Origin of the sequence: Rathayibacter sp. PhB151 (genome assembly GCF_004366415.1) — a bacterium.
In the GTDB taxonomy this organism is placed as follows: domain Bacteria; phylum Actinomycetota; class Actinomycetes; order Actinomycetales; family Microbacteriaceae; genus Rathayibacter; species Rathayibacter festucae.
In genome coordinates this window covers 96,936-111,201 of the sequence record NZ_SOEN01000011.1, presented here as the reverse complement: position 1 = coordinate 111,201, position 14,266 = coordinate 96,936, and the positions used below count along the sequence as shown (strand labels likewise).

Here is a 14,266-nt window from a genome sequence, read left to right as displayed (position 1 = left end):
GGTTCCGAGCGCCGAGCCGCGAGCGCCGGCCGGTCTCAGAGCACGTTGATCGCGGTCGCGCGCCAGCGGGCGTCGGTGCCCTCCAGCCGGATGGCGACCGCTCGGGTGCGGACCCGGTTGTGCACGAGGACGACCGCCTCGACGATCCCGTCCCGCGGCTCCGTGACGACGACCCGGCCGACGGTGGACGGGAGGCGCTGCGTCGACCGCCCCTTGAGGCTGCGGGCGCGGGCGGCCATCACCACCCGCTTCTGCAGATGCCGGTAGACGTCGTCGCTCAGCCAGCGGGCCAGCTGGTCGATCTCGCGGGAGCCGGCCAGGACCTCGACCACCTGCAGCGTCAGGCAGGCGAGGATCGGCTCGGGATCGGGCAGCTCCGCCCGCGTGGCCGGCTGCGGGGCGAAGAACGCGGCGGCCGACGTCGCGGGGGCGGCCGCGTCCGCGTCGAGCGGCAGGGTGCGGTAGTCGAACGCGTTGGTGGGGTGGATCATGCGGCGTGCTCCAAAGGCAGGACGAGCGACTCACGGTTCGGATCTCCTCTCGGCTCGGGCGGTGCGTGCCGCAGCAGGACGAGCGCGACGGGGTGCCCTCATCGAAGCAGCCGAGCGATGCTCACGTCAGGCTCAGCGCCGGACTGTGGATAACCGGGCGCGGGGCACCGCAGGTGCGGTGCGCGCGAAGACGGGACCTAGGCTTGTCGGGTGTCGACCCTCAGTGATCTCGTCCTCTCCCACGGCCGCTCCACGGACGCGGACGTCGAATGGCTGCACCTCCTCGTCGGCGATCTCCAGCTCCTCGCCGACCTGGCCTTCGCCGACATCGTGCTCTGGGTGCCGACCGCCGAGGGCGGCTTCGTCGCGGTCGCCCACGCCCGGCCCTCGAGTGCGGCGACGCTCTTCTACCGCGACTTCGTCGGGCAGAAGATCAAGGCGGAGTGGCGCGCCCAGGTCGCCGAGGCCTTCGAGAGCGCCCGCATCGTCGACACCTCAGCCCCGGACTGGTTCGAGGAGACGCCCACCCGCGTGCGCGCCGTGCCGGTCATCCGGCGCCTCGGCGGCTCCGACAGCGCGACCACCGATCAGCCGATCGCGGTCGTCACCCGGCACACCAACCTCAGCGAGACGCGCACGCCCAGCCGCCAGGAGCTGACCTTCAACGACTGCGCGAACGACCTCTTCTCGATGATCGCCTCGGGCGACTTCCCCGATCTCGGCGCGCCGACCGGACCGCGTCGCGGTGCCCCGCGCGCCTCCGACGGCCTGATCCGCCTCGACGTGGACGGGATCACGACCTTCGCCAGCCCGAACGCGCTCTCGGCCTTCAACCGCATCGGCTTCGCGGACGAGCTCGAGGGCGAGTCGCTCGCCGAGGTCACCACGGGCCTGGTCGCCGGCAAGGTCGTCATCGACGAGTCGCTGCCGCTGGTCGTGACCGGCCGCGCGCCCTGGCGCACCGACATCGAGGCCCGCGGCGTCACCGTCTCGCTGCGGGCCATCCCGATCCGCGACCGCGGCGAGCGCGTCGGCGCCGTCGTGCTCTGCCGCGACGTGACCGAGCTGCGCCACCAGGAGCGGGAGCTGATCACCAAGGACGCGACGATCCGCGAGATCCACCACCGGGTGAAGAACAACCTGCAGACCGTCGCGTCGCTGCTGCGGATCCAGGCCCGGCGCACCCACTCCGACCTCGCCCGCGAGGCGCTGACGCAGGCCATGCGGCGCGTCGCGGCGATCGCGGTCGTGCACGACACCCTCTCCGAGGGGCTCGCGCAGAACGTCGACTTCGACGCGGTGTTCGACCGGGTCCTGCTGCTGATCGCCGAGGTCGCGTCGACGCACAACACCACCGTGCACCCCACCTTCACCGGCAGCTTCGGCGACCTGCCGAGCGAGTACGCCACTCCGCTCGCCCTCGCGCTGACCGAGCTGGTCACCAACGCGGTCGAGCACGGCCTCGCCGGCCGCGAGGGCGACGTCGAGATCGTCGCGACCCGCGGCGACGACGAGCTCACCGTCAAGGTGCGCGACACCGGCGTCGGACTGCCGGAGGGCAAGGTCGGCTCGGGTCTGGGCACGCAGATCGTGCGCACCCTGATCCAGGGCGAGCTCGGCGGCACGATCGACTGGCACACGCTGGTCGGCCGCGGCACCGAGGTGACCATCGAGGTGCCGCTGCGCTGGCTGAAGGGCCCGCGGGTCTGAGCCGGACCGGTGCGAGCCGGACCGCTCCGAGCCGGACCGGTCCGCGCCGCGCGGGCCCGCTCCCGCCGGGTGTCCCCGGAAACGACGCGACCCCCGCTGCCGGAGGGCGAGCGGGGGTCGGGGTCGTGCGGTGCCGGGCGGTCCCGGTGCCGGCGCTACGAGGCGCGGCGAGCGCGGGCGGCGCGGCGCTTGAGGGCGCGGCGCTCGTCCTCGCTGAGGCCGCCCCAGACGCCCGAGTCCTGACCGGTCTCGAGGGCGTACTGCAGGCAGACCTCGGTGACGGTGCAGCGACCGCAGACGGTCTTCGCCTTCTCGATCTGGTCGACCGCGGGTCCGGTGTTGCCGACCGGGAAGAAAAGCTCGGGGTCAGCGGTGAGGCAAGCGGCCTTGTCGCGCCAGTCCATGCGGGTGCTCCTTGTGTGACAGCGTGCGTGGAGGAACCACGCAGTGTTCGGGTGGGATGATCGAGTCACACCGACGGCCTGGACCATCGGTATGCACCGGGCGCCCGAACCGGCGCACGCCACGAGACCCTGCGCAGCTGCGCAGGGCGGTTCGGGTGCGGGACCGGACGGTGCTCGGTTCTTCCCGAGAGATCGCCCCGCTCGCACGCATGCCTCTCGGCACGGCAGGATCGGGGTGTTCACATCGGCGGTAACCCACGACCCTGTGAGCGGTGAAACGAACTGCACTAGCCTGTCACGGAGGCAGGCTCGAATCAAGAGTGCTGGATGGGATGCATCTGTGATCATGGACGGGAACCGGCCTCCGACCAGGCCGGGAAGCGGCCGGCGGCCCCTCGGCCTGCTCCTCCTGGTCGCCGTTCTGGCGCTGGAGACCGCTGCCGTGGCGTGCATCACGGGGTGGCTCGTGATCGAGCTCCTCACCACCCGGGCCGGCTCCACCGGCGGCGGGATTGCGATCGTCGTGCTCTCCTTCATCGCCCTGGCCTGGGTCGCCGCGACGACCGTGGGCACCGCCCGGCGCCGCAGCTGGATCCGCGCCTCCGCCCTGACGATCCAGCTGGTGATGATGGCCGTCGCCCTCGGCGCGTTCCAGGGGCAGTACGCCGTGCCGGACATCGGCTGGGCGCTGCTGGCCCCGGCCCTGCTGGCCGTGGTGCTGCTCTTCCTGCCGAGCACGGTCGCCGCCACCCGCCGCGATCCCGGGCTGGGCTAGCGTCACCGAGCCGGCCGCCCCGGGCCGGCGTCACTGGGCTAGCGTCGGAGGATGGACTCCACCCGACTCGGCCTCAGCGGCCTCCAGGTCTCCCCGATCATCCTCGGCTGCATGAGCTTCGGCGCCCCCGACCGCGGCGCGCACGGCTGGAGCATGGGGGAGGAGGAGTCGCGGCCCTTCCTCCGCCGGGCGCTCGAGCTCGGCATCACCACCTTCGACACCGCCGACGTCTACTCCGACGGCACGAGCGAGGAGTTCGTCGGCCGTGCGCTGGCCGACTTCGCCGTGCGCGAGGAGGTCGTCATCGCGACCAAGGTGCACGGCACCATGCGCCCGGGTCCGAACGGCGGCGGGCTCTCGCGCCGGCACATCCTCAGCGCGATCGACGACAGCCTCCGCCGCCTCGGCACCGACTACGTCGACCTGTACCAGATCCATCGCTGGGACCCGCAGGTGCCGATCGAAGAGACGATGGAGACCCTGCACGACGTCGTCCGGTCGGGCAAGGCCCGCTACATCGGCGCGTCGAGCATGTGGGCGTGGCAGTTCGCGAAGGCGCAGTACACCGCCGACCTCGGCGGCTGGACCCGCTTCGTCTCGATGCAGGATCAGTACAACCTGATCCAGCGCGAGGACGAGCGCGAGCTGCACCCGTTCTGCCTCGACCAGGGCGTCGGAGTGATCCCGTGGTCGCCGCTGGCCCGCGGACGCCTCACCCGTGACTGGGACGCGACCACGTCGCGCACCGAGACCGACCTCTACGGCAAGACGCTCTACCACCAGCAGGAGGAGGCCGACCGCCGGACCGCGGGCACCGTCGAGCGGATCGCGGCCGAGCGCGGCGTCCCGCGCGCGCAGGTCGCCCTCGCCTGGGTGCGCCAGCAGGAGGCGGTGACCGCCCCGATCGTCGGCGCGACGAAGATGCAGCACCTCGAGGACGCGGTCGCCTCCGTCGACCTCGAGCTGACGGCCGACGAGCTCGACGCCCTCGGCGCCGACTACGCCCCGCGCTTCAACGAGGGCTTCTAGCCGCCGTCCGGCGGCCGCGGTCGCGCCAGGCGTCGGCCGAGCTCGTCACGCTGCCAGCATGGCCGGATGAGCGCACCCGACCTGACTGCTGCCGTCATGGCCTCGCTCCGAGGCTGCGGTGCCGAGAAGCACACGACCCTTCTTCTCGGCGCCGGAGCCTCGACCACGTCAGGACTTCCCGGCTGGGACGAACTCGTCGTCCGTCTCCTCGTCGACAGCGGAGTCGTGCCGGACAGCGAGGCGGGTGCTCTCGTCGTGAGCAGGCAGGATCCGCTGATCGCCGTCGCAGCGGCGCGCGAAGCGTACGGTGAGGCGTGGGATCGGAAGCTCCGCGCGGCCCTCTACGACGGGATCCCCTCCGTCGAGATCTCGCCCCTGCACTACGCCGCCGTTGCTCACGCGCTCGGGGGTGACCCGGCCGAGACGAGTCTGGCGACGCTCAACTTCGACACACTTCTGGAACACGCCCTCCGCGCCGAGACCGAGTACCCGGTCATCGCCGCGACCGGTGAGCACGCGCCTCCTGGTCTCCCGACCTACGTCGTCCGGCATCTCCACGGGATCGTCAGTCCGACGCAGACGAGAGACGTCGTCCTCACCCTGACCGACTTCCTCGATCTGGTCGCCGAGCGCGACTCCTGGCAGTCGGTCTTCCTGCGGCAGGCTGTCGGCCGGGGCGCCCTGATCATCGCCGGGACGTCCTATCGCGACCCGGACGTGCGCCAATGGCTCCATGCCGCCCTCGCCGAGGCGCCGCGGGAGCACGCCGCCGTCGTTCTGCTCGCTCGGCAGGGTTTCGACGTCACGAAGGCGCAGTTCGCGGAACTCGCGAAGGCGCTGAGCGGACAGTGGACTGCCATCGGCCTCCGACCGGTGCTCCTCGACGACTTCTCGGACGCAGCGCAGGTGATACGTGAACTCCGACACGTCGATTCCCCGGGCTACCGCGCTCCACAGGAGCGGATCGCGCAGATCTGGGACCACCACCTCGAGGGGTTCCTGCCTCTTCAGCAGGAGTACGTCGAGCAGTTGCGGGTCGATGCTGACGACCTCAGGTCAGCGTTCGACGTCGACGTGCTCAACCTCAGTCTGTGGTTGTCGGACGGTCGCGGCATGCTCGCGCGCTGGGCGGCGCAGGACAGGGTGTTCCTCGACCGGCACGGTCTCCGGCGGGTGGGGACCGGCTTCGACAGCCCCTGGATCGCCGGGCAGGCTCTCGGCTCCGACACTCTGCTGCACAAGGATCTCCCGCGGGACGGTGTCCACCGCTGGACGTCGGTGCTCGCTCTCCCTCTGCCCGCACCCCATCCGGTCCTCCCGACGGCGACCGCCGGGGTCCTCACCATCGGGCTGCCCGAGGCTGCGGCCCGGTACGAAGGATCGAAGCTGCTCTGGGGGGAGACGCTGGCGCGGGTCGGTGACGCGTGGAGTTCACGCCTGACCAGACCGGTGTTCGCCGAGGCGGCGACTACCATCGAGACTGTCGACGAGGAGGACTGATGGCGAAGAACGTGAAGCGGTCGTCGTACCAGAGCCTGGGCAACGGGGTCTATCGGGTCGGGGCCGTGCGTCGTAGTGCGGTGACCGGACGATACGTCGTCAGTCCCGAGCCCGCACCGGCATCGCCGTCTCCCACGCCGTCCGCGAGCGGCGACCGACGGAGTTGATTCCGCCGGTCACCGGCGTGCGTCGGCGGGTCAGGCCAGCTTGAGCTTCTTGCGCAGGGCCTGCACGTGGCCGGTGGCGCGCACGTTGTACTGCGCGAACTCGAGGGCGCCCTCGGGGCCGACGACGAAGGTCGACCGGAGGACGCCGACGACCGTCTTGCCGTAGCTGTTCTTCTCGCCCCAGACGCCGTAGGCGCGGTGCACGGCCATGTCCGGGTCGCTCAGCAGGGGGTAGGCGAGACCGTGCTCGTCCGCCCAGCGGCGCAGCGCCTCCGGGGTGTCGCGCGAGACGCCGAGCACCTCGTAGCCGGCCGCCTGCAGTGCCGCGGTGCTGTCGCGGAAGTCGCACGCCTCGGTGGTGCAGCCTGGGGTGTCGGCCTGCGGATAGAAGAAGAGGATGACGCGGCGGCCGCGCAGGCCCTCGAGGGTGACCGGGGTGCCGTCCTGGTCGGGCAGCGTGAAGTCGGGGGCGGTGTCGCCCGCGGCGAGGCGCTCGTCGGCGGGGATCGGGGGGAGGGCGGTGTCGGTCATCGTCTGCTTCCGTCGGTGGTGGCGAAGGTGGTCAGGAGGCGCTGGAGCGAGTCGAGGCGCTCCGGCCCGCTCGCGCCGAGCAGCCCGCCCTCGACGGCCTCGATGATCGCGCAGTCGGGGGAGTCGGGGAGGTGGGTGCAGCCGCGCGGGCAGTCCTCGGCGAGGACGGCGAGCGTCGTGAAGGCGCCGAGGATGTTGTCGGTGTTCACGTGGCCGAGCCCGAAGGAGCGCACACCCGGGGTGTCGATCACCCAGCCGTGCCGGTCGCCGCGCTCGACGCGCAGCGACACCGTGGAGGAGGAGGTGTGCCGGCCGCGCCCGGTGACCGTGTTCACCCGGCCGATCGCCCGGTGCGCATCGGGGACGAGCTTGTTCACCAGCGTCGACTTGCCAACCCCGGAGTGCCCGACGACGACCGTCTCGTGGCCGAGCAGGGCCTCGGCGATCTCGTCGACGGGCGGCTCGTCCTGGCTGGAGAGGAAGACGCGGAGGTCGAGGCCCTCGAAGTTGCGCAGGAACGGCGCGGGGTCGGCGAGGTCGGTCTTGGTGATGCAGAGCATCGGGGTGATGCCGGCGTCGAAGGCGGCGACCAGGTAGCGGTCGACCAGCCGGGTGCGCGGCTCCGGATCGGCGGCGGCCACCACGCAGACCATCTGGTCGGCGTTGGCGACGATCACCCGCTCGATCGCGTCGGTGTCGTCGGCACTGCGGCGCAGCAGCGTCGAGCGCTCGCGGATCCGCACGATGCGGGCGAGGGTGCCCTCGTCGCCGCTCGAGTCGCCGACCACGTCGACGCGGTCACCGGGGACGATCGCCTGCTTGCGCAGCTCGCGGGCGCGCGCCGCCGTGAACTCGTGCTCCTCCGGGGTGCCGTCGCCGATCATCACCGTGTAGCGGCCGCGGTCGACGCCGAGGACCATCGCGATCTCGGCGTCCTCGTAGGCCGGCCGGTTCTTCGTCCGCGGCTTGGTGCCCTTGGGGTTCGGCCGCACTCGCGCGTCCGACTCGTCGTAGCCGTCGAAGTCGTCGAGCACTCCGTCGGCGTCGAGGCCGCTGTCCGTCCACCACGACACGGGTCAGACCCCGCCCGCGAGTGCGGTCCAGAGCTCGGGGAACTGCGGCAGGGTCTTCGAGGTCGTCGCGATGTCCTCGATCGCGACGCCGGGGACGACCAGGCCGATCAGCGCACCGGCGTGGGCCATGCGGTGATCGGAGTAGGTGCGCCAGCGGCCGCCGTGCAGCGGGGCGGGCTCGATCCGCAGGCCGTCCTCCAGCTCGGTGACGGAGCCGCCGAGGCCGTTGATCTCGGCGGCGAGGGCGGCGAGGCGGTCGGTCTCGTGGTGGCGGATGTGGCCGATGCCGGTCAGCGTGCTCGGGCCGCTCGCGAGCGCGGCGAGGGCCGCGAGCGCGGGGGCGAGCTCGCCGCCCTCCGAGAGGTCGAGCTCGACGCCGAGGATCTCGTCCCCGCCGCGGACGACGAGGTCCTCGCCGTCGCGCTCGACGCTCGCGCCGAACAGCGGCAGGATCCGCTCGAGGTGCGCGCCGACCTGGGTGGTCTCGGCCGGCCAGTGCCGGAGGCGGACGGTGCCGCCGGTGACCAGCGCGGCGGCCAGGAACGGCGCGGCGTTGGAGAGGTCGGGCTCGATCAGGACCTCGGCACCGGCGATCCGCTGCGGGGCGATCGACCAGGTGCCGGGGATCGAGGCGTCGACGCTCACGCCGCGGGCCGCGAGGGCGGCGATCGTCATGTCGATGTGCGGCTGGCTCGGCAGGGCGCCGCCCTCGTGCGTCAGGCGCAGTCCCTCGTCGAACCGGGCACCGGCGAGGAGCAGGGCCGAGACGAACTGGCTCGAGCGGGTGGCGTCGACCACGGCGTCGCCGCCGCGGATCGAGCCGGAGCCGTGCACGGTGAAGGGGAGCGAGCCGCGCCCGTCGTCCGCCACGTCGACGCCGAGCGAGCGGAGGGAAACGATGGTCGCGCCCATCGGCCGCTTGTAGGCGTAGGCGTCACCGTCGAAGGTGGTGGGCCCGAGCGCCAGCCCGGCCAGGGGAGGCAGGAAGCGCATCACGGTGCCGGCCAGTCCGCAGTCGATCGTCGTGGAGCCGAAGAGCTCCTCGGCCGGCTCGACGACGAGGTCGGCGCCGAAGGAGCCGGTCGCGCCCTCCTCGCGGATCGTCGTGCCGAGCGAGCGCAGGCCCTCGATCATCAGGGCGCTGTCGCGCGAGTGCAGCGGCGCGCGCAGCACGGACGGAGCGTCGGCCAGAGCGGCGAGGACGAGCTCGCGGTTCGTCAGCGACTTGGAGCCGGGCAGCTCGACCACGGCGTCGAGGGCGCCGGCGGCGGACGGCGCGGACCAGTCCTCCTCGCCGGGGAGCGCGCGGGCGTCGCCGTACGGATCGAACTCGGGAGCGGAATAACGCGAGAAGACCATCGGTTGTCAGAGTAGTCGGCGAACGGACCGACGGCAGGATCAGGCGGGAGGCGAGGCATGACGGCGACGATCGACCTCGTGCGACCCCGGCCGGCCCGACCGGCCGCCTCCCGGCGCCGCGGCCTAGAATCGCGTGTGATGACTCGCGACGACAGCACACGCCCCAGCACCGCCGACGAGGCGCAGGCGATCGAGGAGACCGAGACGATCGAGGAGACCGTCGAGGAGGCTCTCGACGACGCCTCTCCCGACGCTCCGGTCGACCTCCGCGCGCTGTTCGAGCAGCAGGCGCTGCCCTTCATCGACCAGCTCTACGCGGCCGGCCTGCGGATGACGAAGAACCCCTCCGACGCCCAGGACCTCGTCCAGGAGACCTTCGCGAAGGCGTTCGGCGCGTTCAAGCAGTTCGAGCAGGGCACGAACCTCAAGGCGTGGCTCTACCGCATCCTCACCAACACCTTCATCAACTCGTACCGCAAGAAGCAGCGCGAGCCGTACCAGAGCGCGATCGACGAGCTCGAGGACTGGCAGCTGGGCGGCGCCGAGTCGACCACCGCCACCTCGAGCCGCTCGGCCGAGGCCGAGGCGATCGACCACCTCCCCGACACCGCCGTCAAGGAGGCCCTGCAGGCGATCCCGGAGGACTTCCGGCTCGCCGTCTACTTCGCCGATGTCGAAGGCTTCTCGTACCAGGAGATCGCCGACATCATGAAGACCCCCGTCGGGACCGTGATGAGCCGGCTGCACCGCGGCCGGCGCATGCTGCGCGAACGACTCACCGACTACGCACGCGAGCGCGGGATCCGCGCCGCTTTCACCACCGGGAGCACGAAATGACCGACTGCGGCTGCACGAAGGCGAAGGCCGAGCTCGAGGAGTACCTCCACAACGAGCTGTGCAAGGAGGACGCCGCCGACATCCGCGAGCACATGGCGAACTGCCCCGACTGCTCCGGTGAGGCGAAGGTGGGCGTCGTGCTGACCGTCGCCGTGCAGCGCGCGTGCAAGGAGACGGCGCCGGAGGACCTCCGCGCCCAGGTGCTCGGCATGCTGCGCGATGCGCAGGCGAGCCACGCGGCGGCTCCGGCGCGGGTCTAGCGCTCCGCACTCTCTGCTCGACGGCCTCCGGCTCGTCGGAACGTGCCCGGCTCGCAGGAGCCGCCCGTTCCGGCGAGCCGGAGGTCTTTCCGCGTGCCGGACGCCCGTGAGGCGAGAGGTCGCCGAGGTCCGGCTCGTGGAACGACGTCCGGCTCGCCGGATCCGAGGATTCCGACGAGCCGAAGTCGATTCTGCGAGCCGGAGCCGCCGCCGAGGGGGCGGCTCCGGTCGGGCGGTCAGCGCTGCAGCGCCCGGCCCAGCAGATCGGCCTGCTCGGAGGCGTGACGCTTCGCCGAGCCCGCGGCGGGGGAGGCCGCGGCCGGGCGCGAGACGACGCGGATCGGCCGGTCCAGCTGCGGAGCGACGTTCAGCGCGATGAACGGCCAGGCGCCCTGGTTCTCGGGCTCGTCCTGCACCCAGACGAACTCCGCGTCCGGGTAGCGCGCGGCGATCGCGCGCAGCTCCTCGATCGGCGCCGGGTAGTACTGCTCGACGCGCACCAGCGCGATGCCGTCGTCCGGCTTCTTCTCCAGCTCGGCCTTGAGGTCGTAGTGCACCTTGCCGGCGTGCAGGAGCACCCGGGTCACGGCCGACGCGTCCTGGATGCGGGCGTCGTCGATCACGGGCTCGAAGCGGCCCGAGGTGAAGTCCTCGACCGGGCTCGACGCCCCGCGCAGGCGCAGCATGGCCTTCGGCGTGAAGACCACCAGCGGGCGGCGCGGCCGCGAGTACGCCTGGCGGCGCAGCAGGTGGAAGTACGACGCCGGGGTCGACGGACGCGCGACGGTCATGTTCCGCTCCGCGCACATCTGCAGGTAGCGCTCGATGCGTGCGGAGGAGTGGTCCGGGCCCTGGCCCTCGTAGCCGTGCGGGAGCAGGAGCACGAGCGACGAGCGCTGGCCCCACTTCTGCTCGGCGGAGGAGATGAACTCGTCGATGACGATCTGGGCGCCGTTCGCGAAGTCGCCGAACTGCGCCTCCCAGAGCACGAGCGAGTCGGGCCGCTCGACCGAGTAGCCGTACTCGAACGCCATCGCGGCGTACTCCGAGAGCAGCGAGTCGTAGATCCACAGGCGGGCCTGCGAGTCCGACAGGTTCATCAGCGGCAGCCACTCCTGGCCGTTCTCGCGGTCGTGCAGCACCGCGTGGCGCTGGACGAACGTGCCGCGGCGGGTGTCCTGGCCGACGAGGCGCACCGGGGTGTCCTCGAGCAGCAGCGAGCCCAGCGCGAGCAGCTCGCCGAACGCCCAGTCGATCGAGCCGGAGCGGCTCATCTCCTGGCGCTTGGTGAGGAGCTGCTGCAGCTTCGGGTGCACGGTGAAGCCCTCGGGCGGCGAGGTGAACGCGTCGCCGATGCGGGTGACCACCTCGGCCTTGACGCCGGTCACCTCGGGCTCGCCGGGGTAGTCCTCGCCCTGCTGGGCGTCGGGCAGCTCGAGGTCGGCCACGGAGTCGCCGTCGGCGCTGATCACCGGGATCGCGCCGGTCTGCGCGGCGTGCGTCTCGGCGAAGGCGCGCTCCAGGCGGTCCTGGAAGTCCTGGTGCGCCCGGTCGTACTCCTCCTCGGTGATGTCGCCGCGACCGACGAGCGCCTCGGTGTAGAGCTTGCGCACCGAGCGCTTGGCCTCGATCAGGCTGTACATCAGCGGCTGGGTCATCGAGGGGTCGTCGCCCTCGTTGTGGCCGCGGCGGCGGTAGCAGATCAGGTCGATGACCACGTCGCGGTTGAACCGCTGGCGGTACTCGAACGCGAGCTGGCCGACGTGCACGACGGCCTCGGGGTCGTCGCCGTTCACGTGGAAGATCGGCGCCTGGATCGTCTTCGCCATGTCGGTCGAGTAGATCGAGGTGCGCGCCTCGTGCGGCGGGGTCGTGAAGCCGACCTGGTTGTTGATGTTGATGTGGATCGTGCCGCCGGTGCGGTAGGCCCGCAGCTGGGACATCTGCAGCCCCTCGACGACCACGCCCTGGCCCGCCATCGCGGCGTCGCCGTGGACGAGGATCGGCAGGGTGGTGAAGGTGCCGATCGGCTTGCGGTCCTGCTTGGCGCGGACGATGCCCTCGAGCACGCCGTTGACGGCCTCGAGGTGCGAGGGGTTCGCCGCGAGGTAGACGGGGATCTCCTCGCCGCCGGCGCCGCGGAAGGTGCCCTCGGTGCCGAGGTGGTACTTCACGTCGCCCGAGCCCTGGACCGTCTTGGGGTCCTGGGTGCCCTCGAACTCGCGGAAGATCTGGCCGTAGGTCTTGCCGGCGATGTTGGTCAGCACGTTGAGGCGGCCGCGGTGGGCCATGCCGATGGCGACCTCGTCGAGGTCCGCGTCCGCCGCGCCCTGCAGGACGGCGTCCAGCAGCGCGATCAGCGACTCGCCGCCCTCAAGCGAGAAGCGCTTCTGGCCGACGTACTTGGTCTGCAGGAAGGTCTCGAACGCCTCGGCCTCGTTGAGGCGGCCGAGGATCCGCAGCTGCTCGTCGTGGCCCGGCTTCTCGTAGCCGCGCTCGAGCTTCTGCTGCATCCAGGCGCGCTGCTCGGGGTCCTGGATGTGCATGTACTCGACGCCGACGGTGCGGCAGTAGGAGTCGCGCAGGATGCCGAGGATGTCGCGCAGCTTCAGCTGGCGGGAGCCACCGAAGCCGTCGGTGACGAACTCGCGGTCGAGGTCCCAGAAGGTGAGGCCGTGGCTCTCGATGGCGAGGTCCGGGTGCGAGCGCTGGACGTACTCCAGCGGGTCGACGTCGGCCATCAGGTGGCCGCGGACGCGGAAGGAGTTGATCAGCTCCTGCACCCGCGAGGTCTTCGAGACGCGCTCGGCGAGGTCGACGGCGATGTCGGTCGACCAGTGGATCGGGTCGTAGGGGATGCGCAGCGCGGAGAAGATGTCCTCGTAGAAGCCGCGCTTGCCGAGCAGCAGCTCGTGCACGATCTTGAGGAACTCGCCCGAGCCGGCGCCCTGGATGACGCGGTGGTCGTAGGTCGAGGTCAGCGTGATCGTCTTGCCGATGCCGAGCTCGACGAGAGTCTTCTCGGACGCGCCCTGGAACTCGGCCGGGTACTCGAGGGCGCCGGCGCCGATGATGCAGCCCTGGCCCTTCATCAGGCGGGGCACGGAGTGCACGGTGCCGATGCCGCCCGGGTTGGTCAGCGAGAGGGTGGTCCCGGCGAAGTCGCCGGCCGCGAGCTTGTTGCCGCGGGCGCGCTTGACGAGGTCCTCGTAGGCGGCGAGGTAGGCGGTGAAGCTCAGCGTGTCGGCGCGCTTGATGCTCGGGACGAGCAGGGCGCGGGTGCCGTCGGGCTTGGGCATGTCGATCGCGATGCCGAGGTTGATGTGCGCCGGGGCGACGACCGAGGGCTTGCCGTCCGGCTCGTCGTAGTAGACGTTCTGGCTCGGGAAGTCCTTGAGCGCGCGGATCAGCGCCCAGCCGATCAGGTGGGTGAACGACACCTTGCCGCCGCGGGTGCGCCGCAGGTGGTTGTTGATGACGATGCGGTTGTCGATCATCAGCTTCGCCGGGATGGTGCGGACGCTGGTGGCGGTCGGGATCGACAGGCTCGCGTCCATGTTCGTGGCGAGGCTCTTGGCCATGCCGCGCAGGGGGGAGACGACGTCCTCCTCCACGGCGGCGGCGGGCTCGGCCGGCTTGCTCACGGGCGCGTCGGCCGGGATGGGCTGCGCCTTCGGCTGCTTCGAGGTGGTCTTCGCCGTGCTGGTCGCCGAGGTGGCCGGGTGGCTCACCGCTCCGCCCGCGCTCGTCGACACGCGCTCGGCGACGGGCGCCTTCGCCGGGGCGGCGGGGGCGGCGGCCGAGGGGGCCTCCGCGCCGGCGGGTGCGGCACCGCCGAGCTGCTTGCCGTAGCGCTCGAGGATCGGCCACCAGGACTCGTCCACCGAGGCCTTGTCGGCGCTGTACTGCTCGTACAGCTCCTCCACCAGCCACTCGTTGGCCCCGAAGTCCTCCGAGCCCTGATCTGTTCCCGCTCCGGTCAACTGGCTCGACACAGCCGATCGCCCACTCTCTCCGTTGATTCGTTCTCGATCATCCGGACGGCACCGTCGCATCCGACACGCATCTGGGCGTCGTCGCCCGGTCCCGTCCCGGTCGTCAAGCCTAGCCCGGATCCTCCGGCGAAGGTC

The 14,266-nt window shown here is 71.6% G+C and carries 12 protein-coding genes; 6 read left to right on the top strand and 6 right to left on the bottom strand.

All coding sequences use genetic code 11. The features are described from left to right. Positions 1 to 35: 35 nt before the first annotated feature. Complete coding sequence (locus EDF35_RS18645) at positions 36 to 491, bottom strand: Rv3235 family protein (RefSeq protein ID WP_221180885.1); 456 nt, start codon at positions 489 to 491, stop codon at positions 36 to 38. 210 nt (positions 492 to 701) lie between these two features. On the opposite strand from EDF35_RS18645, the gene EDF35_RS18640 reads away from it, so the two are divergent. After that, positions 702 to 2,201 (top strand): PAS domain-containing sensor histidine kinase, encoded by a 1,500-nt coding sequence (locus tag EDF35_RS18640; RefSeq protein ID WP_123702681.1) that lies wholly within the window; start codon positions 702 to 704, stop codon positions 2,199 to 2,201. Positions 2,202 to 2,356: 155 nt separating this feature from the next. On the opposite strand, the gene EDF35_RS18635 is transcribed toward EDF35_RS18640, so the two are convergent. Beyond that, positions 2,357 to 2,605 (bottom strand): WhiB family transcriptional regulator, encoded by a 249-nt coding sequence (locus EDF35_RS18635; RefSeq protein ID WP_056045195.1) that lies wholly within the window; start codon positions 2,603 to 2,605, stop codon positions 2,357 to 2,359. A gap of 466 nt (positions 2,606 to 3,071) precedes the next feature. On the opposite strand from EDF35_RS18635, the gene EDF35_RS18630 reads away from it, so the two are divergent. The 3 genes from EDF35_RS18630 (at position 3,072) to EDF35_RS18620 (ending at position 5,909) form a co-directional block, all read left to right on the top strand. Further along, positions 3,072 to 3,380: a hypothetical protein gene (locus EDF35_RS18630; RefSeq protein ID WP_243840060.1), complete on the top strand. Its 309-nt coding sequence runs from the start codon at positions 3,072 to 3,074 to the stop codon at positions 3,378 to 3,380. A gap of 51 nt (positions 3,381 to 3,431) precedes the next feature. Further along, positions 3,432 to 4,409 (top strand): aldo/keto reductase, encoded by a 978-nt coding sequence (locus EDF35_RS18625; RefSeq protein ID WP_133963403.1) that lies wholly within the window; start codon positions 3,432 to 3,434, stop codon positions 4,407 to 4,409. Positions 4,410 to 4,475: 66 nt separating this feature from the next. Beyond that, positions 4,476 to 5,909 carry an SIR2 family protein gene (locus EDF35_RS18620; protein ID WP_133963402.1) on the top strand — a complete coding sequence of 478 codons (1,434 nt, stop codon included), beginning with the start codon at positions 4,476 to 4,478 and terminating at the stop codon, positions 5,907 to 5,909. A gap of 197 nt (positions 5,910 to 6,106) precedes the next feature. Here EDF35_RS18620 and bcp read toward each other — a convergent pair whose 3' ends face one another. Genes bcp through aroA form a run of 3 tightly spaced genes read right to left on the bottom strand, consistent with a single transcriptional unit; the run spans position 6,107 to position 9,039 of the window. Then, positions 6,107 to 6,607 (bottom strand): thioredoxin-dependent thiol peroxidase, encoded by a 501-nt coding sequence (gene bcp / locus EDF35_RS18615; RefSeq protein WP_133963401.1) that lies wholly within the window; start codon positions 6,605 to 6,607, stop codon positions 6,107 to 6,109. Further along, positions 6,604 to 7,680 (bottom strand): ribosome small subunit-dependent GTPase A, encoded by a 1,077-nt coding sequence (gene rsgA, locus EDF35_RS18610; protein WP_173250401.1) that lies wholly within the window; start codon positions 7,678 to 7,680, stop codon positions 6,604 to 6,606. Before rsgA ends, bcp begins: the two co-directional genes overlap by 4 nt. A 3-nt stretch (positions 7,681 to 7,683) precedes the next feature. Further along, complete coding sequence (gene aroA / locus EDF35_RS18605; RefSeq protein ID WP_133963400.1) at positions 7,684 to 9,039, bottom strand: 3-phosphoshikimate 1-carboxyvinyltransferase; 1,356 nt, start codon at positions 9,037 to 9,039, stop codon at positions 7,684 to 7,686. 138 nt (positions 9,040 to 9,177) lie between these two features. On the opposite strand from aroA, the gene EDF35_RS18600 reads away from it, so the two are divergent. Both EDF35_RS18600 and EDF35_RS18595 read left to right on the top strand, forming a co-directional pair. Next, the gene (locus EDF35_RS18600) at positions 9,178 to 9,876 is read left to right on the top strand and encodes a sigma-70 family RNA polymerase sigma factor (protein WP_133963399.1); all 699 of its coding nucleotides are present in this window, start codon (positions 9,178 to 9,180) and stop codon (positions 9,874 to 9,876) included. Further along, positions 9,873 to 10,136 carry a zf-HC2 domain-containing protein gene (locus tag EDF35_RS18595; RefSeq protein ID WP_123444408.1) on the top strand — a complete coding sequence of 88 codons (264 nt, stop codon included), beginning with the start codon at positions 9,873 to 9,875 and terminating at the stop codon, positions 10,134 to 10,136. Before EDF35_RS18600 ends, EDF35_RS18595 begins: the two co-directional genes overlap by 4 nt. A 236-nt stretch (positions 10,137 to 10,372) precedes the next feature. Here the strand turns inward: EDF35_RS18595 and EDF35_RS18590 are convergent, their stop codons facing one another. Next, entirely contained in the window at positions 10,373 to 14,131 is a 3,759-nt protein-coding gene (locus EDF35_RS18590) for a multifunctional oxoglutarate decarboxylase/oxoglutarate dehydrogenase thiamine pyrophosphate-binding subunit/dihydrolipoyllysine-residue succinyltransferase subunit (protein WP_208323101.1), read from the bottom strand. Positions 14,132 to 14,266 lie beyond the last annotated feature (135 nt).

Excerpts from the sequence above, each read along its gene's own strand:
- EDF35_RS18645 (WP_221180885.1), bottom strand. The coding sequence starts at position 491 with ATGATCCACCCCACCAACGCGTTCGACTACCGCACCCTGCCGCTCGAC.
- EDF35_RS18635 (WP_056045195.1), bottom strand. The coding sequence starts at position 2,605 with ATGGACTGGCGCGACAAGGCCGCTTGCCTCACCGCTGACCCCGAGCTT.
- EDF35_RS18625 (WP_133963403.1), top strand. The coding sequence starts at position 3,432 with ATGGACTCCACCCGACTCGGCCTCAGCGGCCTCCAGGTCTCCCCGATC.
- EDF35_RS18620 (WP_133963402.1), top strand. The coding sequence starts at position 4,476 with ATGAGCGCACCCGACCTGACTGCTGCCGTCATGGCCTCGCTCCGAGGC.
- bcp (WP_133963401.1), bottom strand. The coding sequence starts at position 6,607 with ATGACCGACACCGCCCTCCCCCCGATCCCCGCCGACGAGCGCCTCGCC.
- aroA (WP_133963400.1), bottom strand. The coding sequence starts at position 9,039 with ATGGTCTTCTCGCGTTATTCCGCTCCCGAGTTCGATCCGTACGGCGAC.
- EDF35_RS18600 (WP_133963399.1), top strand. The coding sequence starts at position 9,178 with ATGACTCGCGACGACAGCACACGCCCCAGCACCGCCGACGAGGCGCAG.
- EDF35_RS18595 (WP_123444408.1), top strand. The coding sequence starts at position 9,873 with ATGACCGACTGCGGCTGCACGAAGGCGAAGGCCGAGCTCGAGGAGTAC.